17 protein-coding genes and 1 pseudogene are annotated in these 21,738 nt (G+C 39.6%); 14 read left to right on the top strand and 4 right to left on the bottom strand.

Annotated features, from left to right (window positions below):
• Positions 1-444: 444 nt before the first annotated feature.
• Complete coding sequence (locus tag BK581_RS09785) at positions 445-2,382, bottom strand: ABC-F family ATP-binding cassette domain-containing protein (protein ID WP_078578006.1); 1,938 nt, start codon at positions 2,380-2,382, stop codon at positions 445-447.
• Between the two features lie 144 nt (positions 2,383-2,526).
• Between BK581_RS09785 and moaC the strand changes: the two genes are divergently transcribed.
• The 3 genes from moaC to BK581_RS09770 all read left to right on the top strand — a co-directional run bounded on the left by moaC (position 2,527) and on the right by BK581_RS09770 (position 5,662).
• Positions 2,527-3,006 (top strand): cyclic pyranopterin monophosphate synthase MoaC, encoded by a 480-nt coding sequence (gene moaC / locus BK581_RS09780; RefSeq protein ID WP_078578005.1) that lies wholly within the window; start codon positions 2,527-2,529, stop codon positions 3,004-3,006.
• Between the two features lie 83 nt (positions 3,007-3,089).
• A complete protein-coding gene (locus tag BK581_RS09775; RefSeq protein WP_078578004.1) occupies positions 3,090-3,728 on the top strand; it encodes a redox-sensing transcriptional repressor Rex in 639 nt (212 codons plus the stop codon).
• A 506-nt stretch (positions 3,729-4,234) separates the two neighbouring features.
• Positions 4,235-5,662, top strand: coding sequence for an MDR family MFS transporter (locus BK581_RS09770; protein ID WP_078578003.1), 1,428 nt, complete (start codon positions 4,235-4,237; stop codon positions 5,660-5,662).
• A 190-nt stretch (positions 5,663-5,852) separates the two neighbouring features.
• Here the strand turns inward: BK581_RS09770 and BK581_RS09765 are convergent, their stop codons facing one another.
• Together BK581_RS09765 and BK581_RS09760 are read right to left on the bottom strand one after the other, a co-directional pair.
• Positions 5,853-6,053 carry a YdiK family protein gene (locus tag BK581_RS09765; protein WP_078578002.1) on the bottom strand — a complete coding sequence of 67 codons (201 nt, stop codon included), beginning with the start codon at positions 6,051-6,053 and terminating at the stop codon, positions 5,853-5,855.
• Positions 6,050-6,778 (bottom strand): CPBP family intramembrane glutamic endopeptidase, encoded by a 729-nt coding sequence (locus BK581_RS09760; protein WP_078578001.1) that lies wholly within the window; start codon positions 6,776-6,778, stop codon positions 6,050-6,052. Before BK581_RS09760 ends, BK581_RS09765 begins: the two co-directional genes overlap by 4 nt.
• 439 nt (positions 6,779-7,217) lie before the next feature.
• On the opposite strand from BK581_RS09760, the gene groES reads away from it, so the two are divergent.
• A complete protein-coding gene (groES, locus tag BK581_RS09755; protein ID WP_078578000.1) occupies positions 7,218-7,502 on the top strand; it encodes a co-chaperone GroES in 285 nt (94 codons plus the stop codon).
• Between the two features lie 93 nt (positions 7,503-7,595).
• The gene (gene groL / locus BK581_RS09750; protein WP_078577999.1) at positions 7,596-9,242 is read left to right on the top strand and encodes a chaperonin GroEL; all 1,647 of its coding nucleotides are present in this window, start codon (positions 7,596-7,598) and stop codon (positions 9,240-9,242) included.
• 493 nt (positions 9,243-9,735) lie between these two features.
• On the opposite strand, the gene BK581_RS09745 is transcribed toward groL, so the two are convergent.
• Entirely contained in the window at positions 9,736-10,038 is a 303-nt protein-coding gene (locus BK581_RS09745; RefSeq protein WP_078577998.1) for a hypothetical protein, read from the bottom strand.
• Positions 10,039-10,077: 39 nt separating this feature from the next.
• Here BK581_RS09745 and BK581_RS09740 point away from each other — a divergent pair, with 39 nt between their 5' ends.
• From BK581_RS09740 to BK581_RS09705, 9 genes and pseudogenes are all read left to right on the top strand, one after another.
• Positions 10,078-10,293, top strand: a complete 216-nt coding sequence (locus tag BK581_RS09740; RefSeq protein ID WP_078577997.1) for a hypothetical protein — start codon at positions 10,078-10,080, stop codon at positions 10,291-10,293.
• A gap of 306 nt (positions 10,294-10,599) precedes the next feature.
• Positions 10,600-11,868, top strand: a complete 1,269-nt coding sequence (locus BK581_RS09735) for an SLC13 family permease (RefSeq protein ID WP_078577996.1) — start codon at positions 10,600-10,602, stop codon at positions 11,866-11,868.
• Between the two features lie 403 nt (positions 11,869-12,271).
• Positions 12,272-12,364, top strand: a pseudogene (locus BK581_RS20580) (nucleotidyltransferase substrate binding protein); the annotation flags it as partial.
• 278 nt (positions 12,365-12,642) lie between these two features.
• A complete protein-coding gene (locus BK581_RS09730; protein ID WP_078577995.1) occupies positions 12,643-12,840 on the top strand; it encodes a hypothetical protein in 198 nt (65 codons plus the stop codon).
• A gap of 432 nt (positions 12,841-13,272) precedes the next feature.
• Positions 13,273-15,930 (top strand): endo-beta-N-acetylglucosaminidase, encoded by a 2,658-nt coding sequence (locus BK581_RS09725; RefSeq protein ID WP_078577994.1) that lies wholly within the window; start codon positions 13,273-13,275, stop codon positions 15,928-15,930.
• A gap of 172 nt (positions 15,931-16,102) precedes the next feature.
• Positions 16,103-17,485 (top strand): glycoside hydrolase family 1 protein, encoded by a 1,383-nt coding sequence (locus BK581_RS09720; RefSeq protein WP_078577993.1) that lies wholly within the window; start codon positions 16,103-16,105, stop codon positions 17,483-17,485.
• Positions 17,486-17,490: 5 nt separating this feature from the next.
• Entirely contained in the window at positions 17,491-18,393 is a 903-nt protein-coding gene (locus BK581_RS09715) for an ROK family protein (protein WP_078577992.1), read from the top strand.
• A complete protein-coding gene (locus tag BK581_RS09710; RefSeq protein ID WP_245829204.1) occupies positions 18,386-19,024 on the top strand; it encodes a YesL family protein in 639 nt (212 codons plus the stop codon). Before BK581_RS09715 ends, BK581_RS09710 begins: the two co-directional genes overlap by 8 nt.
• Entirely contained in the window at positions 19,021-21,723 is a 2,703-nt protein-coding gene (locus BK581_RS09705; protein ID WP_078577990.1) for an alpha-mannosidase, read from the top strand. Before BK581_RS09710 ends, BK581_RS09705 begins: the two co-directional genes overlap by 4 nt.
• The last annotated feature ends 15 nt before the right edge of the window (positions 21,724-21,738 follow it).

The raw sequence follows: 21,738 nt of genomic DNA, 5'->3' as shown, positions 1-21,738 counted from the left end.
TAAATAAAAAGTTGTCATATAAAGTCGAGTGATGTTAATAACAAAAAATGTGGATAACTTCATTTTTATGTGTATAACATGCAAAAATAAAGAGATATAAGTGATTTACTTGTGGATGAACCTGTGAATAGTGTGGATATGTCAGAAAATAATGACGTTTTCCAGTGAATCTTTAAGGCACATACCGTTTTATATTACTTATACACAGTAGACATACATGAGAAAGTTATTAATTCATCAGTTATTAACAGGTACTAACGTGTAAAACGACACCGCGAAATGTGATGTCGCGGTGTCGTTTTTATGACGGATAATCTCGTTCATAAAACTCCCTATTCAAAATAGAGAGGAGAACGACATCTATTTAGGTGGGATCTAACGTCCTGTTTAACTCAACTACCAATCAGTGCGAGAATAATGATAACACCACTTCGAAGGGATGTTTTATGATCCTTCCTCATCTAGCTGTAACGTTTCCCATTCTTCCATTAGTTCTTCAAGAGTATGTTTAGCTGTTTCTAATTGTTGATGAAGGTCTGCCACTTTTTCATGATCCTGAAAAATGGCCGGATCACAAAGCGTTTCTTCTAATTCACTGATCGTAAGCTCATTTTCTTCGATCGCCTGTTCTACTTTTTCAATACGACGCTGCCGTTGACGAGCTACTTTTTGTTGCTCTTTGCTTTTAGCATAGTCGGCTTTAGCTGTTTTATCACTGGTGTTAGAGGAGGAGTGAATAACAGGTGTTTCACTTTCCTTGAGTCGCTGCAGTTCTGCCTGCTCAGCTTTTTTAGTCGCGTAATAATCATAATCACCTAAGTAACTCATCATCCCTGTTTGAGATAATTCAGCTACCCTTGTGGCCATGCGATTAACAAAATAACGATCATGGGAGACGAAGAGTAATGTCCCTGGATACTCAATAAGTGCGTTTTCTAATACTTCTTTACTGTCTAAATCTAAGTGGTTGGTAGGTTCATCAAGGATGAGCAAGTTTGCCTTTTGCATCATTAATTTGGCTAACGCCAATCTTGCCTTTTCACCACCACTTAAATCGTAGACGATTTTTAACACGTCTTCACCACTGAAAAGAAAGTTTCCAAGGACCGTCCGTATATCTTTTTCATTCGTGTCTGGATAGTCATCCCAGAGCTCTTGAAGGACCGTTTTATTCGAGCTGAGTGCTGCCTGCTCTTGATCATAATAACCGATTGTGACGTTACTGCCATAAGTAATATTTCCGTTCAATGGCTTATGTTTCCCTGCAATGGCCTTTATGAGCGTGGATTTTCCAATACCATTTGGCCCAATAAGAGCGAGGCTTTCCCCTCGAGTAAGCCTTAGATTTGCCTGCTTAAACAGAACATGTCCATCATAACCTAGTGTGAGATCGTCAATTGTAAGCACGTCATTTCCACTCTGCTTTTGGATATCAAAATGAAAATTGGCTGAATAATCATCCGATTTAGGCCTGTCCATCACCGTCATACGTTCTAACTGTTTGCGCCGGCTTTTCGCACGATTACTAGTAGAGGCGCGGGCAAGGTTTTTTTGCACGAATTCTTCAAGTCGCTTCATCTCGTCCTGTTGTTTTTCATAAAGCTTCATTTCTTGCTCTAATCGAGCAGCTTTTTGCTCTAAATACTTCGAGTAATTACCGGTATATTTAACTGTTTGATGAAAGGATAGCTCATAGACATAATCCACAACTTTGTCTAAAAAATAGCGATCGTGTGAGACGATCAACACTGCTCCGTCATAACCAGATAAGTATTGTTCGAGCCAAGTTAAAGTGGCAATGTCCAAATGGTTTGTAGGTTCGTCCAAAATGAGTAAATCAGGCTTTGATAAAAGCAATTTACCGAGTGAAAGTCGGGTTTTTTGTCCCCCACTTAACGATGAGATGGACGTATTATAATCAAAATGGTTAAAACTTAATCCTGATAAAATACTTCGTGTATCAGCCTCGTATTGAAAGCCACCCTTATCTTTAAAGTCTTGCTGTAGCTGATCATATTCTTGAAGAATTTTAACATGATCTTTTTGAGATGGATCACTCATTTTCTCCTCAAGTGCTCGCAAAGATGCTTCCATTTTCCGAAGTGGCTCAAAAACGGTCATCATTTCGTCCCATATACTTCTTTCTGTATGAAGGCCGCTATTTTGCGCTAAGTAACCCATACTGACATCCTTAGGAATGACAATTTGCCCTGAGTCGTACGATAACTCACCGGTTAGAATTTTCAGAAGCGTTGATTTACCGGCCCCGTTTCTGCCTACAAGGGCGATACGCTCCCGACTTTTTATTTCTAATTTTACATCGGAGAGTATTTTCTCTGTACCGAATGACTTCGACAATTGTGTACATTGTAATAAAATCATCACTGTAACCTCACAATTCAATTTCCGTACCGTTCACAAGCTAAGTGTACATGAGAGAAAAGGTTTATCGCAAGACTTCCATGCTTTATTATGCAGATTGTGAAAAAATAGTGTACAATAGAAGTGGAAAAAAGGGGGATAAACATGGGAGACTTCACACACTTTAATGAACAAGGTCGGGCACGTATGGTTGATATTTCCGATAAACAGGAAACAGTTCGAACAGCAGTGGCCCAAACAAGTCTTTTTGTCACTAAAGAAATCTATGAAAATATCCAACAAGGGACGATGGCTAAAGGGGATGTTCTCAGTGTGGCGCAAGTTGCAGGGATTATGGCTGCTAAAAATACGTCTCAGTGGATTCCAATGTGTCATCCGTTAGCACTGTCAGGAGTCGATATTCGTTTTGATTGGGATGTGAATGCTGATACATACCAATTGAAAATTGAAGCGTCAGTTAAGACAAAAGGGAATACAGGAGTAGAAATGGAAGCGCTAACATCAGCTTCTGCGACCGCATTGACTATATATGATATGTGCAAAGCAGTGGATAAAGGGATGGTCATTGGTGAGACATTTCTCGTGGAGAAAACGGGTGGAAAAAATGGGGATTTTAAACGATAACATACTTAACTTAATGAATGCATTTTAATACTTAGTTGGTTAGCCAAGGTAGCTATTATATTTAAGAAGGAGGCGGAGCAGTTATGGATCTAGATCAAGCAAAAATTCCTCAGGCAACAGCAAAACGATTGCCATTGTACTATCGATTTTTAGAAGGCTTACAAGCGTCAGGTAAACACCGCGTCTCATCTTCAGAATTAAGTGAAGCGGTAAAGGTCGATTCAGCCACAATACGTAGGGATTTTTCCTATTTTGGTGCTCTCGGCAAAAAAGGCTACGGATATAACGTGAATTATCTATTATCTTTTTTCAGAAAAACGCTTGACCAAGATGAATTAACGAAGGTGACACTTGTTGGGGTTGGTAATTTAGGAACGGCTTTTTTAAATTATAATTTTAGCAAAAGCAATAATACAAAAATTGATATGGCATTTGATGTAGCAGCAGATAAGGTTGGGAAAGAAATAGGTGGTGTGCCCGTTTATCATCTGGATGAATTTAAAGAGCGTGTGGCGGAAAGCAGTGTGGAAGTGGTCATTTTGACTGTGCCATCTCAAGCGGCACAACCTATCGCTGATGACTTAGTAAAAGCAGGTATTAAAGGGATTTTGAATTTTACGCCTGCGAGACTGTCGGTTCCGTCTGACGTTCGTGTTCATCATATTGATCTGTCAGTGGAACTTCAATCCCTCATCTACTTTTTAAAGCACTATCCTTTATAGAGAAAGTTGATACTTAAAATATGAGCTGCATCGTGTTAAAAGCTGCCTTATAATAGGCAGCTTTTAACATTGTAGAGGAGAAAAGTGTTCATTAGAGAAGATATAGTACCTAGATGAGTGTTACACGACTGCGGGTAATTTGGACAGGTCATCCGTACCTGAATGACGCAAGGCTCGTAAGACAAAGAATGGATGACTGAACGCTGTAAAGAAGACTGTTGTTAAAATGAGTGAACGAACATCCAAGCGCAGGAATAATTAAAAGTCGTCAATGATTAACGAACCATCTACAGAAGACATGATTTTTGTAATAAAAAGGACTGTCACTGAAGATGAACCTATGGGAACGGGTCAGTCTATAGCGAAAAACCAATGTGATAAAACGTTTTTTGCAGCTGTATTTCGTTCAAATAGATATATATGCATTTTTAATTTTAATTAATGAAACTCATGGTATAGTAGAAATAGATTACTATTTCGTGAACCGAAAGAAGGCTGTCTTATTTATGGCAAAAATCTCGCAAAAATGGCTTGTGGTCATAACCGTTTTATTAGGTACTTTTACCATCATTTTAAATAATAGTATGTTAAATCCCGCAGTCCCTCATTTAATGACTGTGTTTGAGGCTGATGCGGTCGCTACTGGCTGGGTCATTACGATTTTTATGGTCACTATGGGGATGGTTATGCCGCTGACCGGTTTTTTAGGTGATAAATTTGGTAAGAAGCAACTTTATATGGCTGGGCTCGCAGTATTCTTACTTGGATCACTACTAGGTTCACTTTCTTGGAATTTACCCTCCTTAATTGCTTTTAGAGGTCTGCAAGGCATAGGTGGTGGCGTTATGATGCCGCTCTCTCTAGCCCTTATCTTTGAGGTATTTCCTCGTGATGAGAGAGGACTAGCCACAGGTGTTTGGGGAGTGGCCGCCATGATGGCCCCAACCATTGGTCCAACATTAGGCGGTGTCATTATTGAACTTGGATCATGGCCATGGCTGTTTTTATGTAATATTCCTACAGGTCTTTTAGGATTGATCTTTTCTTATATGTATCTTCAAAAGTCTGAAAAAATGTCAGGTATCCGTTTTGATAAATGGGGGTTCTTCACTGTAACGCTTGGTGTTGGCTCGATTTTACTAGCACTTGGGAGGGTATCTGAACTAGCGCATTTAACTGCTCCAGTGAATTTAGCTCTAGTCGTGTTAGGTGTTATTGCAATTTATTGCTTCGTGAAAATAGAAAATCGCACAGAGCAACCATTATTAGATTTATCTATTATGCGTGTGCCGGCATATGCGTATAGTGTGTGGATTGCGATGATTAGCTCAATCAGTTTATTCGGTGGTATATTTTTAATCCCCCTGCTTATTCAACACGTCTATGGCTATGGGGCGATAATGACAGGCGTGGTGTTTCTACCGGCTGCGCTCCTTACCGGGATATTTATGACAATTGGTGGAAAGCTCCTCGATCAGCACGGACCTGCTTTAGTTGTGACGCCGGGGCTTTGTATCGTGGCGATTGGAACAGCACTTCTCGGCTTTATTGATATGGAAACAGCCATCTGGGTTGTCTTCTTATTGAATGCTGTGAGAGGGATTGGCATGGGGTTAAGTACTATGCCTGCAACGACAGCAGGCATCAATGCGATCCCAGATAAGTTTGTTTCACGAGGTTCAGCGATGAATAATGTCTTACGTCAAATGAGCTCAGCATTAGGAATTGTCTTCGTGTCAATTTATTTTGAGGTTCGCAGAGGCCAAGTGATGACCGGCAATGGTGGAAGCATAGAAGAAGCGAGCTTAACAGCTATTACGGAAGGGTTTCTTATCATAGCTGTTTTAGCGGTACTTTCCGTTCCAGCTGGATTCTTACTAGGGCATGAGGTTAAAAAACAACGTAAAACAGAATTAGCGGAAACAGCCGAATGATGTGAAATTAGTCATTTATGAGAATAACGACAACTAACAACTTTTTTAAAGAGGGGCATGAGCGCTGTCGATTGGTGGAAACTAACAAGGCATTTATTTTGCCCTTCTTATCATCATCTATTGAGCAATGAACTAGAACAAGACTTTCTTACAGCAAAAAAGCAGCCATCTCGGCTGCTTTTTTATGACATTATTTTTTCTTACTATGTCTTTGCCGAGCGGCAATAGCGAACATGCGAAACGCTAGAAAGTAATCAAACGCTGCAAAAGCCATTAAGAGAATGGTGATGGCATCCCAACCAGGTGATGCTTGAGCTGTTTGAATAGCAATCAGCAAAAACAGCGTTCCTAGAAAAAAGTAAAGGTAGCCTGAAAATCTAGGAGATCTCATAATAAAAATCCTCTCATAATCGCTTGAACGATCTGTACGATTGCCGCATGTTGTTCAATAATCTCTTGCATCTCATCACCAAAAATGACTTGCACAATCATCACGAAGGAATTCACACCAACATGGGCTAAAATTGGCACGATAATACGCTTCGTTTTCCAATATAGATAAGCGAAGACAATCCCCATGGATGCATACACGAGTAAATGCTCAAATTCCATATGCACGACGGCAAAGATTAAGCCACTGGCAATAGCTGAAATCCAGAAGCCGAAACGCGGATACAGGCTCCCGAAAATGACTTTTCTAAACACGAGTTCTTCCATAATTGGAACGAAAACGGCCACGACAATAATCATGAGTGGAACAGCATTGGCTATATTAACGATTACTTGCGTGTTTTCAGAGCCTACTTCCACACCGAAAAGGTTCGTTTCAATTAAGGCTGCGATCGTTTGACCGGCGAAAGCCATAAAGATCCCTAAAATTGACCATAACACTGTTTCGCTAGCTGTCGCTCTATTTTCCATGAATTCTCTTTGAGGTTCCGCTTTTCGAGCGAGCAAGGCAATAATGATGAAGCCGATTGTAAAGCAGACAAACAGCGTCATCCCATACAACTCTGTTCCTCTAAAACCAGCCAGAGCTAAAAGTGGTATGAACACTACAGGGGACAGCTGTGTCAAAATAAAGACGATAATGATTAACCAATAATTTTTCTTCAACGTATATTCTCCTTTATACCTGTAATTCAATAAATGAAAAACGAATGTATCATTCCCCATCTTTCATACGGTGCTGATGAGCACTACATTCATGTATATGTATCACCTTATAGGCCATATAACTCCCTTATTGTATCATATCCAGGTGAAAAACCTGAAAGTAAACGCTGTAGCATAGGTATATTATGGAAGGTGGATGACTATTTTATCTGACATAACCATTCGTTGTTTTAATCTCAATAAAAGAGGGAATACTGTGAAGCGGCCTCAGATTTAACGTCGAAAAATGCGATAAAAAATTGCATTAAAATACTTGCAATCTGGGTGACAGTTGATTATTATAATAATTGTGTTAGCACTCAAAGCTACCGAGTGCTAATAAATAATAACTAACTATGCATACTTAGATGTGCACAAATATTAAAGGAGGGTGTTTTCCTTGTTAAAACCATTAGGTGATCGTATCGTAATTGAATTGGTGGAGCAGGAGGAAAAAACAGCGAGTGGAATCGTACTTCCAGACTCTGCGAAAGAAAAGCCTCAAGAAGGTAAAATTGTTGCAGTCGGTTCAGGTGAAGTAAAAGATAACGGTGAACGCGCGGCACTTGAAGTTAAAGAAGGCGACTCTGTTATTTTCTCAAAATACGCAGGTACTGAAGTGAAATATGAAGGCAAGGAATATTTGATCCTTCGTGAAAGTGACGTTCTTGCAATCATCGGCTAATAACCGAAGAGACGCCAATATCACAGCGACCGGATGGACCGGTCACCCTTTTTATAAATCGAAACTACATATTTAACAGGAGGTTGATTTAGCATGGCAAAAGAAATTAAATTCCGTGAAGATGCACGACGTTCAATGTTACGTGGTGTAGACCGTTTAGCTGATACTGTTAAAGTAACATTAGGACCAAAAGGACGTAACGTTGTTCTTGAGAAAAAATTTGGTGCACCACTAATCACAAATGACGGTGTGACAATCGCAAAGGAAATCGAACTTGAAGATAACTTCGAAAACATGGGTGCCCAGCTCGTATCAGAAGTTGCAAGTAAAACAAATGACATCGCTGGTGACGGTACGACAACTGCAACAGTTCTCGCTCAAGCGATGATCACTGAAGGACTGAAAAACGTTACTTCTGGTGCAAACCCAATGGTCATTCGTAAAGGGATCGAAAAAGCTACAACAGCAGCTGTAGAAGAGCTTAAGAAAATTTCTAAGCCAATCGAAAGCAAAGAATCTATTTCACAAGTAGCAGCGATCTCTGCCGCTGACGATGAAGTCGGTCAATTAATTGCAGAGGCAATGGAGCGCGTTGGAAACGACGGCGTTATTACGGTTGAAGAATCTAAAGGATTCTCTACTGAGCTTGAAGTCGTAGAAGGTATGCAGTTCGACCGTGGATACGCATCTCCATACATGGTAACAGACTCTGACAAAATGGAAGCAGTTCTTGAAGATCCATACATTTTAATTACTGACAAAAAAATCGGAAACATTCAAGAAGTATTACCTGTTCTTGAGCAAGTGGTACAACAAAGCAAGCCGATCCTTATTATCGCTGAAGATGTTGAAGGTGAAGCTCTTGCAACACTTGTTGTGAACAAACTTCGTGGTACTTTCAATGCAGTTGCTGTTAAAGCACCTGGATTTGGTGACCGTCGTAAAGCAATGCTTGAAGACATCGGAACACTAACTGGCGGTGAAGTAATTACTGAAGATTTAGGCTTAGACCTTAAATCTGCAAGCATCACTCAGCTAGGCCGTGCGTCTAAAGTTGTTGTGACAAAAGACAACACAACGATCGTTGACGGAAACGGAGATGCAGCTGAAATCTCTAACCGTGTTAACCAAATCAAAGCGCAAATCGAAGAAACAACTTCTGATTTCGATAAAGAAAAACTTCAAGAGCGCCTAGCTAAACTAGCTGGCGGTGTAGCTGTCGTAAAAGTTGGTGCAGCTACTGAAACTGAAATGAAAGAGCGTAAACTTCGTATCGAAGACGCCCTTAACTCAACTCGTGCAGCGGTTGAAGAAGGTATCGTTGCTGGTGGTGGTACGGCCCTCGTTAACGTCCTTGACGCTGTCCGCAGCATTAAAGTTGAAGGTGACGAAGCAACAGGTGTTAACATCGTTCTTCGTGCCCTCGAAGAGCCAGTTCGTCAAATCTCTGAAAACGCTGGACTTGAAGGCTCTATCATCGTTGAGCGCCTAAAAGGTGAAAAAATCGGCATCGGCTTTAACGCAGCTACTGGCGAATACGTTGATATGGTTGAAGCAGGAATCGTTGACCCAACGAAAGTAACACGCTCTGCCCTTCAAAATGCAAGCTCTGTATCCGCTATGTTCCTAACAACAGAAGCTGTTGTTGCTGACCTTCCAGAAGAAGATGGCGGCGCCGGCGGCGGAATGCCTGACATGGGCGGCATGGGAGGCATGGGTGGAATGGGCGGCATGATGTAATATATCTCTCTAAAACGTTGTTATAACAGCGTTTGTGAGAAGGATCATGCCTAATTTCCTACTTAATGTCACGGGAATATCACAATAATTAAATTTGAATGCTTGAAAGGGCGTTTTCGTAAAGTGATCTCACTTTTGCGGAAGCGTCCTTTTTCATTTTTATTTATGCTCTCTTATATCATTAAGGATAGCGAGGTCGTTCGTACTTTTTAACGATAAACCAACTTACAAGTAGATAGGATTGCAGGCAAACCGACGTTTTAGGTGTTGTTTAAGAAATAAAAAGAGCAGGGGTTTTATTGGCCCCCGCTCTTTTTATCATGAGTGTCTTATACTAAACCAACTTTGAAAGGTATTTAACTAATCAAGATTTGTTTGAAAATTAGGATTAATTTCTATTGATACAAATTATCATGATCACAAAAAGAAAATCAGTATAAATTAAATGTTTTTCGCATAAACTTTCGGATTTAAAAACCCTTGTACCACAAATTTAATCCATGTGCTCCTCAGCAATTTGTATACTTCTCTTTAAGTTTAAGTCTGGGTATCTTTGATTTAAGGAATATAGTAATTCAATATACTTTTTACTTTGCAAATTATATGCCACTTCTTCAAAAATCTCACTTAAAAATGAAAGTTCTGTTTTTGTACAAACCTGTAAGAAATTCAGAGTCAAGTTTTCATCTTCACTTAGTAAATCAATTAACTCTTCCCATTTTTGCTCAATTCTTGGATCATTATCATCTAGTAATGCTCGTGCACCTAGAACTGTTCTAACTTTTTCCTCAAACATTGTTAATACCTCCCTTTATTACTAAGGTTGCATACTATAATGATAGAAAGTAATGATAATAGTTTTGAACTTTATTATCCAATGAAAAATAGTCATTTATCTGCTAGTGTAGAGAATAAATCAATAACACTAAAATGGTATAATATTCCAACAGAGCGTGAAAGTCATAATTGCTATAACATGCCAATATTTATTACTGAAAATGGCATGGGGGCTTTTAATAAGCATGAAGTAGGGGATAGATGTGATAAATGATGAAGGAACACATTAAATAAGTAAGGCTTTCTCTTAGTTACTGAAACGAGTTCACTTCTAATAGTGTCACAGGAATATATCTCCCATATGAAAAGTGAAAAAATTGAGAAAATATGAAGAAAAAAAGATCACTGTATGGAGATTTTCTGATATATTTAGTGTATTAGTGAATTGTTGAACAAAAGTGTTAGGTTATGTCGAAATATGAAAGGTTGAAAATAGTAAGTAGAACTTTGTAGAATGATGAAGTTTTAAAATATTAAGTGAGTCAAATGAAATGTCACTAAAAAGGAGTTGAATTATTATATGATGCTACTAGCTCAATTTATTATGCTGGCAACACTAATATTGATGATTTCAGGTAAGACCCCTCTTTATATGACGGCCATAATCGGATCGACTTTGGCTGCAATCGGGGCAGGTTTTCCATTATCAGGAGATGAGGAAGTAACTGTTTTAAGCTTGGTTAATGGCAGCCTTCACCCAGTCATTGCGGACATGGCGGGCGTGTTATTATTCATCGGTGTTATGGAAAAAACAGGTTTTCTAAATGCGATTATCAGAAAAATTATCTTGGTTGGCAGCAAAATTGGCGGAGGACCAGGAATAGCTGGAGCAGGAAGTGCGGCAGCAGGTGTAATTGGCGGACTAACAGGCTTTACTCAACCTGCTATCACAGCTGTTATTACAGGCCCTTCAGCTATAAAATTAGGGGTCAATCCAAACAAAGTTGCCGGTATTCAAGCTCACGCAGGCCACTTAGGTAATTTTGGAGGATTCACACATCCAACACTATTAGCAGTCATTGCAACAGCAGGTATTACTTTTGGCTGGATTAATCTAATTGGGGCATTTGTCGCTTTGTCGATTATTGGAATAAGTTATCTCCGATTAAAAAGAGAAGAGAAAAGAAATGATATCAAACTTACGGAACAAGAAGTAAATAGTATTTTAAAAGATTTAGAAGAAATAGATAATGAGAAAAGTTTCATTTTAGCTATTATCCCATTCATCATATTGGTCATCGGTTTTTCTGTTGGATATCCAGTCTTTATCGTAGGTGTGGCTTCCTCAATTCTCGTTGCTATTTTTGCTAAAGTATCTTTAAAGAAAGCGGAAGAAATGATGCTTGAAGGTGTCAAACGAGTTGCCATTCCATTGATTGCAACATTAGGTTTTCTCTTTATGTCATCCGTCATTCAACATGTGGGAATTGTCGATATTATGGCTGATTGGTTCGATCCATTACTTGCATACTCACCTGTGTTAGTTATGCTGGCGGTCTCTGCTTTGGCTGGACTTGTGACGCAGTCCAATGCAGCATCAGCAGCGATTGTTATTCCATTTCTGACCATTGTACTTCAGTATGATGTGTCCCCATTAGCAGCCGCAGCAGCTGGTGCCGGAGGGTGTGCAATTATGCAATATTACCTCACTGGTGGCCCTGTGGCTGCCCTAGCAACTACTGTTCCAGTAGTGCCAGGGTCGGAACTAAAGTTAGCGAATAAATTCCAAAGACCATCTATACTTGGTGGTTTGGCCGTCTTGTTCTTCATAGTTTTAATTATTGGCTGATAAAGTAAACCTTCAATCAGTGGGCGTTTTTGTTTTTCTCCCAGTGATTGAAGGTTTGTTTTTTAGAATTAAACATGGAATTGTTATGGGTGTAACGTTAGTTAATTAATGTGTCAAGTTGTAGTACATAAAATATCACTTGGTGAATTTGAGTTTTAGGTTCAGCGGATATAACAGAGTCAGTATATAAACGTTTGATTCTATTAGAGAATTGCGCCTTTGAAATAAGCGCGAGCTATTTCCTTCTAATATGGAGCTATCTTATACTTTGTATTTCGTGACAACGCAAAATACAAATACTTATAATAACCATTAGAGTGTAATTGACTTGTTTACTTGCTATAGTTAGAGAGGGGAACCTATTGATGGATGAAATGAAAGATGTACGTTAGAATCTCAAAAAGAGGTGAATAACGAGCTAGAAAGAGCAGGAGTGATTCAATTTTTCCAAATGACATTTGAACTAGCTTGGAAAACATATAGGGCAATTAATTAATACATCATTTAGATGTCATCCTACATATCCACGAGTACACTCGTGGATTGAAAAAATAGTTTCCCAATCCCTCTCAAAATCATAATCGCATACTAAATACTCTCCTTAGTAAAACAAACCTTCAATGAAGTAGAGTTTTCGTTCTTTTCCTAATGATTGGACGTTTAGTAATCAGGACAGTAGTGTCCGTTAGCTCTTACCTTAAGAGATTTAGCAAACCCCTCTCTATTTTGATTATCTGTGATAAGCGAAAAAATAGCTAGAGAAAGAGCACACATGTGGATGAATGGCTTGATGAAGCCCCATGCTGTGCTTTTTTCAAGGCTTCTTTTCATAACTTAGGAGGTTATGGATATGGTACAAGTAAAAAGTATAGCGTGGAAAAGGATATAAAAATTGATTACGAAAGTGACTATGGGATTCAAACACTAAGAGCCGTAGAAAATGTACCGATTAGCGCATTGATAAGGAGCTGATTCGTAAAGATCACTCTTGCCTCTGAGGCCACAGTTGAATGAACCTGTTCGCATATCCAGTTTTCTAGACTCTACCAAACTGATGCAGTTTGATGAATGGTGTCTGGGGAGCTGTATTGTTTTGGGAAACAAATCTGTGCGATGCAGTAGATACATATACATTCAAAAACTAGATCTATTCTCCAGCACTATAAAAGGCCATAACTCAATTTAATGTAAATAATATAGATTTATTGTAAAAATCATATTACTTTCTATAGAGCATTGACTTGATTTTTAATTCCAACAATGATTGATAAAGAGAGCTTTCTTGTTTAACGGGCGTTAAAATGTAAGCGCTTTTATTTTTGTGTGGGGTTAACTTAAGGAGGTGAATGAAGGTTAGAAGGCTGATACGTCAAACTTATTTTTATTAAATCTAGGAGGGATATTATGAGACTGAAAGGTTATTTTTTATTAACTTCACTTATAATTTTGTTTTCTTTCTTACTTCCAGAAGACACATTAGCTCAACCTGAATCTTCTTACTGGTACCCGGACCAGTTATTAGAGTGGAGTCCGGAGGCCGATCCCCATTCTAAATACAATCGTAGTACGGTCCCGCTAGCTGAGAGAGAAGTGTTGTTTTCTGTTAATGAAACACAGCAAACAGATGCAAAGCTAGTAGCACTGTCTGCACTAAATCCTAATACGAGTGGCGTTCCTTCGCAAGGGGATAATAAATTTTTTGCTAACACGTTCAGTTACTGGCAGTACGTTGATTTAATGGTCTATTGGGCAGGCTCCGCAGGAGAGGGAATTATTACGCCCCCAAGTGCAGATGTTATTGATGCCTCCCACCGAAATGGGGTACCAATTTTGGGAAACGTCTTTTTTCCACCACGCGTATACGGTGGACAAGAGGAATGGGTGGAGCAAATGTTGGTTCAACGAGATGATGGCTCATTCCCTGCTGCGGATAAATTGTTGGAAGTAGCGGATTACTATGGATTTGATGGATGGTTTATCAATCAGGAAACAGAAGGTGGAACTCCCGAGACAGCAGTGAAGATGCAAGAATTTCTCATTTATTTACAAAAAAACAAACCAGAAGAAATGCATGTTATGTGGTATGATTCGATGATTTCCTCTGGGGAAATTCGCTGGCAAAACTATTTAAACGACAATAACAAAATGTTTTTACAAGAGGGAGATACTAAAGTTGCGGATAGTATGTTCCTAAATTTCTGGTGGTGGAATAGCAGTCAGAAGAGTTCTCACGATAAGGCTTTGGAATTGGGGCGAAATCCATATGACTTGTACTCAGGTATTGATGTAGAGGGGGATGGGCCGAATACGTATGTAAACTGGGCTAACCTATTTCCAGAGGGGGACTCAGCTTATACATCATTAGGAATATACAGACCAGACTGGGCATTTAAAGCAGCAGGTAACATACAAGAATTCTATGTGAAGGAACAGGCGTTTTGGGTAGGACAAGTAGGTGATCCTACGAAAACTGAGGACAATCCAGATAGTTGGAAAGGAATGGCCCATTATTTCACTGAAACGACGGCTATTCACGAAAAGCCGTTTGTGACACATTTTAATACAGGGAGTGGGCAATTTTTTGCTGTAGAAGGAGCAGTGAAATCAGATCAATCGTGGAATAATCGAAGCTTACAGGATGTTCTTCCCACATGGCGTTGGATTCGCGAAAGTGATGGTGAAGCAATGTCAGTCGATTTTGATTGGGAAGAAGCTTATTTCGGGGGAAGTTCCTTAAAAGTGTATGGAGAGTTATCGCCTGAAAATGCAACTCATATAAAATTATATAAAATGAATTTAGAAGTTGATAAAGATACTGAGATTTTAATTACCTATAAAGCTTCAACTAAGAAACCAAATATGAAAGTAGGGATAAGTCTTGAGGGAGAGGAGGATAAGTTTGAATTCTTCGATCTTCGTAAGAAAAGCCATAATGACTGGGTGACAGAACGGATTAAATTAAAGAAATTTGATGGGGAGACGATTGCTAGCTTATCCTTATTTTTCGATAGTGCCGACGTAATCTTAGACTATCAGCTTAATGTTGGAGAACTAAAGGTGACTAGTAAAAATCAAGAGAAGATCGTCCCTGCACCCCCAAAAAATTTTGATGTAAGCACAACGTTTACTGAAGGGCTATATGCAGACATTGCTTTGTCTTGGGAAGGTGGTGGAGAAGTACGTCATTATGAAGTTTACCGATATTTGGAGAATGGTGAAAAAGTGTTTTTAGGGGCAACTCCTAATAATGTGCTATTTGTTCCGGACTTAAGAAGAGATGGAAATGAAACTTCAACGGGCATTGAAGTAGTTGCTGTCAGCAAAGATTTCACTAGAAGTGCAGGAATAACTGAGGTATATGAATGGCCGGCGTTCCCAAAACCAAAGGCTGATTTTACGGTGAGTCGAACTTTTGTCGCACCTGGCGATGAAATTCAATTCTTTAATCAATCATCAGAAGCTACAGAGGAAGTAGAGTGGTTCTTTGAAGGAGCAACACCTTCCACAAGTGAGGAATTGAATCCAACGGTCATTTATGAAGAGGAGGGAACGTACAGCGTTCGCTTATATGCAAGAAATAGTGAAGGAGAAGATACAATTTTAAAGGAAAACTTTATCACTATTTCAGAGGATGCCGGTGATGTTAGAAATCTCTCTTTGCATCAGGAGGCTACAGCAAGTGGGCAATGTGCTCCAAATGAGGGTCCAAGTTACGCGGTAGATGGAAAAGTTTCGGGCAACAGTAAATGGTGTGCGATAGGCCTGAATCATTGGCTCATGGTGGATCTTGGTGATGTTTATCAGTTATCACAATTTGTCATTAAGCATGCTGAAGCTGGAGGAGAACCTGCCGCATTCAATACTAAAGCATTTACGATCGAAACGAGTGTAGATGGAGAGGTTTGGGAAGATACAGTATCTGTAACAAACAATATATCAGGGGTGAGCGAACATTCGGTTCCATTAACGAAAGCTAGATATGTCCGCCTAACGGTTCACCAACCGACACAAGGTGGCGATCAGGCAGCAAGAATATATGAGTTTGAAACATATGGCTTTTAGCTAAGATCCCCGTCAAAATGTTTAATAATCACCAACTAGAAATAATTTAATGTCTATTTTAAAGTTTTTCTGCGTTTATTAAAGGACTTAGATGAAATATATTCAAAGTCCTTTTTTTTCTTTATATGATAAGTGTGTAAGCGATTTCTTTTGAGGGAGGGGTTAATGATAAATGAACAATAGATTTCCAGAGGGCTTTTTGTGGGGGGCAGCTGCCTCGAGTCCACAATTAGAAGGTGAAGGAAGTAGACATGGAAAAGGGAAAACAGTTTGGGATTACTGGTTTGAGGTGGAGCCTGAAAGATTCTATCAACGGATTGGACCAGACACGACTTCAAGCTTTTACAACCAATATAAAGAAGATATTTTATCGATGAAAGCCATCGGCTTTAATTCATTTCGAACGTCGATCTCATGGGCGAGGTTACTGCCGAATGGTACAACAATCAACCCCGCAGCGGTAACTTTTTATCGGGATGTATTCAGTAGATTAAGAGATAACGGGATCAAGCCTATCATCAATTTATATCACTTCGATATGCCGTATCGCCTGCATTTGAAAGGAGGGTGGGAAAATAAGGGGATCGTAGATGACTTTACACATTACGCCAAAGTGGCATTTGAAACGTTCGGCGATCTGGTAGATACATGGACAACTTTTAATGAACCGATTGTACCGGTTGAAATGGGTTACTTAAATGATAAGCACCTTCCTGGTGTTTATGATATAAAGCGGGCAGTTCATGCCGCCTATTTCACCTTACTAGCCCATGTGAAGGCAGTCAGTGCTTTTCGAAAGTCTGGTCTTAGTGGTGAGATAGGAATCATTTTAAATTTAACACCAAGTTATTCAAAGAGTGATCAGCCCGAGGACAAGAAAGCTGCGAAATGGGCCGATATCCTCTTTAATCGAAGCTTCTTGGATCCGGTGGTGTTAGGGCGATACCCATTGGAAATGACAGAGTTTTTAGAGAAGGAAGCAATTGATGATCCCTATACAGATGAGGATTTAGATGTGATTAAGGGCAATACTATTGATTTTTTAGGAGTGAATTATTACCAGCCCAGGCGAGTGCAGGCTGGGAAGGATAAAGGAACAGAGAGCGGATTAGACAAGTATTTTAAGCCATATCAATGGCCGGAGGCAAAGATCAATCCCCATCGGGGCTGGGAGATCTATGAGAAGGGATTGTATGATATTGCATTAAACATTCGAGATAACTACAGGAATATTCCATGGTATGTAGCTGAAAATGGTATTGGGGTGGAAGGTGAAGAGGCATTTTTGGACGAAGTAGGGGAAGTCCAGGATGACTATCGTATAACCTTCATGGAAGATCATCTCCGTTGGCTTCAGAAAGGGATAGTAGAAGGTTCCAACTGTTTTGGTTACCATGTATGGACATTTCTCGATAATTGGTCTTGGCTTAATGAATATAAGAATAGGTATGGATTGCTTCGACTCGATTTAGAGACACAAACTCGAAAAAAGAAAAAGAGTGCTTATTGGTTTAAACAAGTAGCAGAAAAAAATCAGCTTCCTGAAAAGTGGTGAGAGATATGATCGGCTTATTGACAGTAGACATCGGTGGTACGTTTACAAAAATTGGTTTCGTTTCGATGGATGGGGAGTTAACGGATAGACAAGAGTACCCCACTCCCGAAACATTAAGTCAATTTCACTCCATGGTAGATTCTTATTTCACCCACCAAAAAAAACGTTCAACAATTCAGGGGATAGCCATCAGCAGTCCAGGAAGTGTATCAGAATCAGGAGAGATAGACGGACACAGTGCCGTTTCTTTCTTGCATGAGGGGAATTTTCGGGAGAGGGTAGAGGACTATTTTCAGCTCCCTACCACAGTAGAAAATGATTCAAATTGTGTCGCGCTTGGGGAGATGTGGAATGGGGCAGCGAAAAGGGTGAGCACCTTTGTCTGTATCGTTTGTGGGACGGGAATTGGAGGGAGCATTGTCATTAATGGAAAACTTCATAAAGGAGCCAATTTACATGGCGGAGAATTTGGATATGTTCCTGTTTCGAACACTAGTGAGAAATTCCACACTTGGAGTGAGATCGGCTCAGCTTCTGCTCTTACGAGAAGATTAAGACAGACAGCTCCCTACTATGAGAATTGGACGGGACCGCTTGTATTTGAACATGCTGAAGATCATGAACAGGCGAAGGAATCAATCAATATCTTTTTTCGAACATTGGCTACTGGGGTGTTTACGATTCAGTATATGATTGATCCGGATGAAATAATCATCGGGGGTGGAATTACCCGCCAAGCATGTTTTATGGGGGAGTTAACTGCCCACCTTGATGTTTTGTTTGATGCAAAGCCATTTGCAAAAGTACGGCCGAAAGTGACACTTTGTCATCACTTGGATAAAGCACAGTTATTTGGCGCTGCGTATGTTTGGATGGAGAAGTACGGAAGAGGTGATCGAGATGTTTAATCATATAGGAAGTTTCTTCACCGAAGCTAGTTTTTGGATATGGAGAATGATGCAATTAAATTGGCTATGGTTAAGTCATATTTTACTAGGTGGTGTTGTGTTAGGAGTGTTCCCGGCAACTGCGGCTATGTTTGCTATAACAAGAAAATGGCTCCAGGGAGAACTGGACCAGCCAATGTATAGAGAATACCATCAGTATTATCGACAAAATTTCTGGAAGGTCAATGGATTAGGATGGGTTTATTTAGTAATAGGAACATTTCTTCTGTATGACCTTTATCTGGTGACTCAAATCAACGGCATGTTTGCTTTATTGAGCAGTATGTTACTAATAATATTGTCACTGGTTTATTTGTTCTCTTTCTTTTACTTGTTTTCTTACTACGTTCATTTTAACCAAACATTTAAAAACTATTTAATACAACCATTTATCATCACACTACTAAGCTTTAAGCAAAATATACTAATTGCCATCGGTTTAACTTTAGTAGGTTATTTAATCTATCACATACCAGGGTTAATCCTGTTTACTCTTGGAGTCATGCCATCCTATTGGGTGATGAAAGTCTCTTTAAATCGTTTTCGTGAGATACAGAATCAACCTGAATCTATTGTTGGAGGGACGACATGATGCAAAAGAAAACAGCTCATATTATATCCCACTCCCATTGGGACCGGGAATGGTACATGTCATTAGAAGAACACAGGTATTATTTAATAAAGTTATTTGATGATCTGTTGGAGAAATTAGGAGAAGATGCTAACTTCCACAGCTTTCATTTAGATGGTCAGACGATCATGGTGGATGATTATCTCGAAGTCCGTCCTGAGAAAGAAGTGGAAGTGAAAAAATATATCCGGGAAGGAAGATTAATTATTGGTCCTTGGTATATTTTGCAGGACGCATTTTTAACAAGTTCAGAAGCGAATGTAAGGAACCTTCTTTATGGGATGAAAACAACGAAGGCTTTTGGACAAGAGGGGAATCTTGGTTACTATCCTGACACGTTTGGAATATATGGCCAAGCACCTCAATTATTGAAGCAGGCAAAAATCGATGTTGCAGCCTTTGGAAGAGGAGTGACACCGACTGGATTTAATAACCAGGTATTTCATCAAGACAGTTATTCCTCACCGTATTCTGAATTAAACTGGGAGTCTCCTGATGGTTCCTCTATACTGGGGGTATTATTTGCTAACTGGTATTCCAATGGAAATGAGATTCCGGTGGAGACAGAAAAGGCAAAAAAATATTGGAAGAAAAAGTTGAAGGAATCGGAAAAATTCGCTTCTACTTCGAAACTCCTTTATATGAATGGGTGTGACCACCAGCCTCTGCAGAAAAATGTCACCGATGCGATTAAAGTGGCAAAAGAGCTTTTTCCAGAAGTAGAATTTAAACATTCCAGTTTTCAACAGTATATCGAGGAATTAAAGGAGGAACTTCCGGAGAGTCTGCAAACAATACGGGGAGAATTGCGCAATCAAAAAACAGATGGATGGTCAACCCTTGTAAATACAGCGTCATCAAGAATTTACTTGAAGCAGGCTAATGACCGCTGTCAAACATTACTGGAACGGGTGTTGGAGCCATTAGGGTTGCTCATTTCTGATAAGAAATTTCATCAAGACTTCACAGAATATTACTGGAAACTGTTGATGGAGAATCACCCACATGACAGTATTTGTGGCTGTAGTGTTGACTCTGTGCATCGCGAAATGATTACTAGATTTAGCAAGGTAGAAAAAGGAGCTTTAAAGTTCGTGGAGGAGGAAGCTAGGGGAATGTCCACGGCCATTGATACGATCCATGAAAAGGAGGGCGCGATTCCGTTAGTAGTCTTCCAAACGTTCGGAATAGCAAGGACAGAAGTGATCAAGAAGAAGGTCGCAGTTAATAAAATATACTTTGACGAAATTAATTTTAAGGATATACCTGGGAAACTTAAGTGCGAAATACTACCTTCCTATATATTGGAACGAGCAGATCATTCGACAGTACCGGTTACGGTAAAAGATTTAGGGGTGAATTTTGGTTATGACCTTCCCCATGATAGGTTCAGAAGACCTTATTACGCTCGAGAAATAGAAGTTACCTTCTTATACCACTCATCCAATACGGTGGGGTATGAAAGATGTTTCCTTGTTCCAATTGAGCAAGGTAACAAGGAAGAAGAGGAAGCTTTCATTTGGAAGGAGGACGAAACTAAATTAGAAAATGAAAATATCTTCGTTAAGTTTCATGACAATGGCTCTTATACGTTAGTGGATAAACGATCTGGGCTGGAATATAACCAGCTTGGAATATTGGAGGATACTGGGGATATCGGTAATGAGTACATGTTTAAAGCTTCAGGTGATGATACCCGTGTTACAACAGAGAATAGTCATGTCACGATGAACGTGCTTGAAAACACGAGAGATATCGCTTCAATTGAAGTAACATCTTCCCTTTCTGTTCCTAAGGAGGCTGACGAGCGCTTAAACCTTGAAAAAGAAAACCTTGTTTGGCATTCAGATCGGAAAGCTGGTAGAAGTGAAGAGATGGAACAACTAATAGTGAAATCCGTTATGACCCTAGAGAGGAAAGGGGAAGGATTGAAAGTAAAAATGACCATGAATAATCGTGCGAAAGATCATCGTGTTCGTGTTCTATTCCCAATTGGTAGGAGTTGCTCTAACCATTATGCAGATAGCATTTATGAACTAGCGATACGTCCAAATAAGCCTGAAAGTCAGTGGCTTAATCCTTCTTTCGACCACCATATGCAGCGGCTTGTCAGCTTGAATAATTCAGAAAAAGGGTTAACTGTTGCTGGAAAAGGACTTCATGAATATGAAATTAAGGATGATAACACGATCGCCCTGACAGTATTAAGGTCAGTTGGTGAACTGGGAGACTGGGGCGTCTTTGATACCCCAGAAGCACAATGCCTTGGAGAGAATGAGGCTGAATATATGGTGATTCCCCATCAAAAAGACATTCTCTCATCTGGAGCCTATTTAACAGCCTATCATTATCCATTAACATCAATTGTCATACAAACAAATCAAAAGAAAGGAAACGCCTCAAAAGTGAAAGAACTGTTCACATGGGAAGGCGACAAACTTGTTATGACAGCTTGCAAACCATCCCTTGATGGCGAAAGTATGGTGATGCGCTGGTTTAATCCTGGGAGTGAAACAGAACAACTCTTCCTAAAAGCGGAAGATGACAACTGTATTTATCGATCGACTATTTTAGAAGAAAAGCTAGATTTAGTTGGGGAAGGTACAGCTAACATCAAGGTGAAACCATATGAAATAGTAACGCTTTTAATAGAAGCGTAACGGATTAATTTTTTA

Origin of the sequence: Salipaludibacillus agaradhaerens, from assembly GCF_002019735.1 — a bacterium.
GTDB lineage: Bacteria > Bacillota > Bacilli > Bacillales > Salisediminibacteriaceae > Salipaludibacillus > Salipaludibacillus agaradhaerens.
The sequence above is the reverse complement of the archived record's forward strand: the minus strand, read 5'-3'. Positions and strand labels throughout refer to the sequence as shown.

Excerpts from the sequence above, each read along its gene's own strand:
- BK581_RS09785 (WP_078578006.1), bottom strand. The coding sequence starts at position 2,382 with ATGATTTTATTACAATGTACACAATTGTCGAAGTCATTCGGTACAGAG.
- moaC (WP_078578005.1), top strand. The coding sequence starts at position 2,527 with ATGGGAGACTTCACACACTTTAATGAACAAGGTCGGGCACGTATGGTT.
- BK581_RS09775 (WP_078578004.1), top strand. The coding sequence starts at position 3,090 with ATGGATCTAGATCAAGCAAAAATTCCTCAGGCAACAGCAAAACGATTG.
- BK581_RS09770 (WP_078578003.1), top strand. The coding sequence starts at position 4,235 with ATGGCAAAAATCTCGCAAAAATGGCTTGTGGTCATAACCGTTTTATTA.
- BK581_RS09765 (WP_078578002.1), bottom strand. The coding sequence starts at position 6,053 with ATGAGATCTCCTAGATTTTCAGGCTACCTTTACTTTTTTCTAGGAACG.
- groL (WP_078577999.1), top strand. The coding sequence starts at position 7,596 with ATGGCAAAAGAAATTAAATTCCGTGAAGATGCACGACGTTCAATGTTA.
- BK581_RS09745 (WP_078577998.1), bottom strand. The coding sequence starts at position 10,038 with ATGTTTGAGGAAAAAGTTAGAACAGTTCTAGGTGCACGAGCATTACTA.
- BK581_RS09740 (WP_078577997.1), top strand. The coding sequence starts at position 10,078 with ATGATAGAAAGTAATGATAATAGTTTTGAACTTTATTATCCAATGAAA.
- BK581_RS09735 (WP_078577996.1), top strand. The coding sequence starts at position 10,600 with ATGATGCTACTAGCTCAATTTATTATGCTGGCAACACTAATATTGATG.
- BK581_RS09725 (WP_078577994.1), top strand. The coding sequence starts at position 13,273 with ATGAGACTGAAAGGTTATTTTTTATTAACTTCACTTATAATTTTGTTT.
- BK581_RS09720 (WP_078577993.1), top strand. The coding sequence starts at position 16,103 with ATGAACAATAGATTTCCAGAGGGCTTTTTGTGGGGGGCAGCTGCCTCG.
- BK581_RS09715 (WP_078577992.1), top strand. The coding sequence starts at position 17,491 with ATGATCGGCTTATTGACAGTAGACATCGGTGGTACGTTTACAAAAATT.
- BK581_RS09710 (WP_245829204.1), top strand. The coding sequence starts at position 18,386 with ATGTTTAATCATATAGGAAGTTTCTTCACCGAAGCTAGTTTTTGGATA.
- BK581_RS09705 (WP_078577990.1), top strand. The coding sequence starts at position 19,021 with ATGATGCAAAAGAAAACAGCTCATATTATATCCCACTCCCATTGGGAC.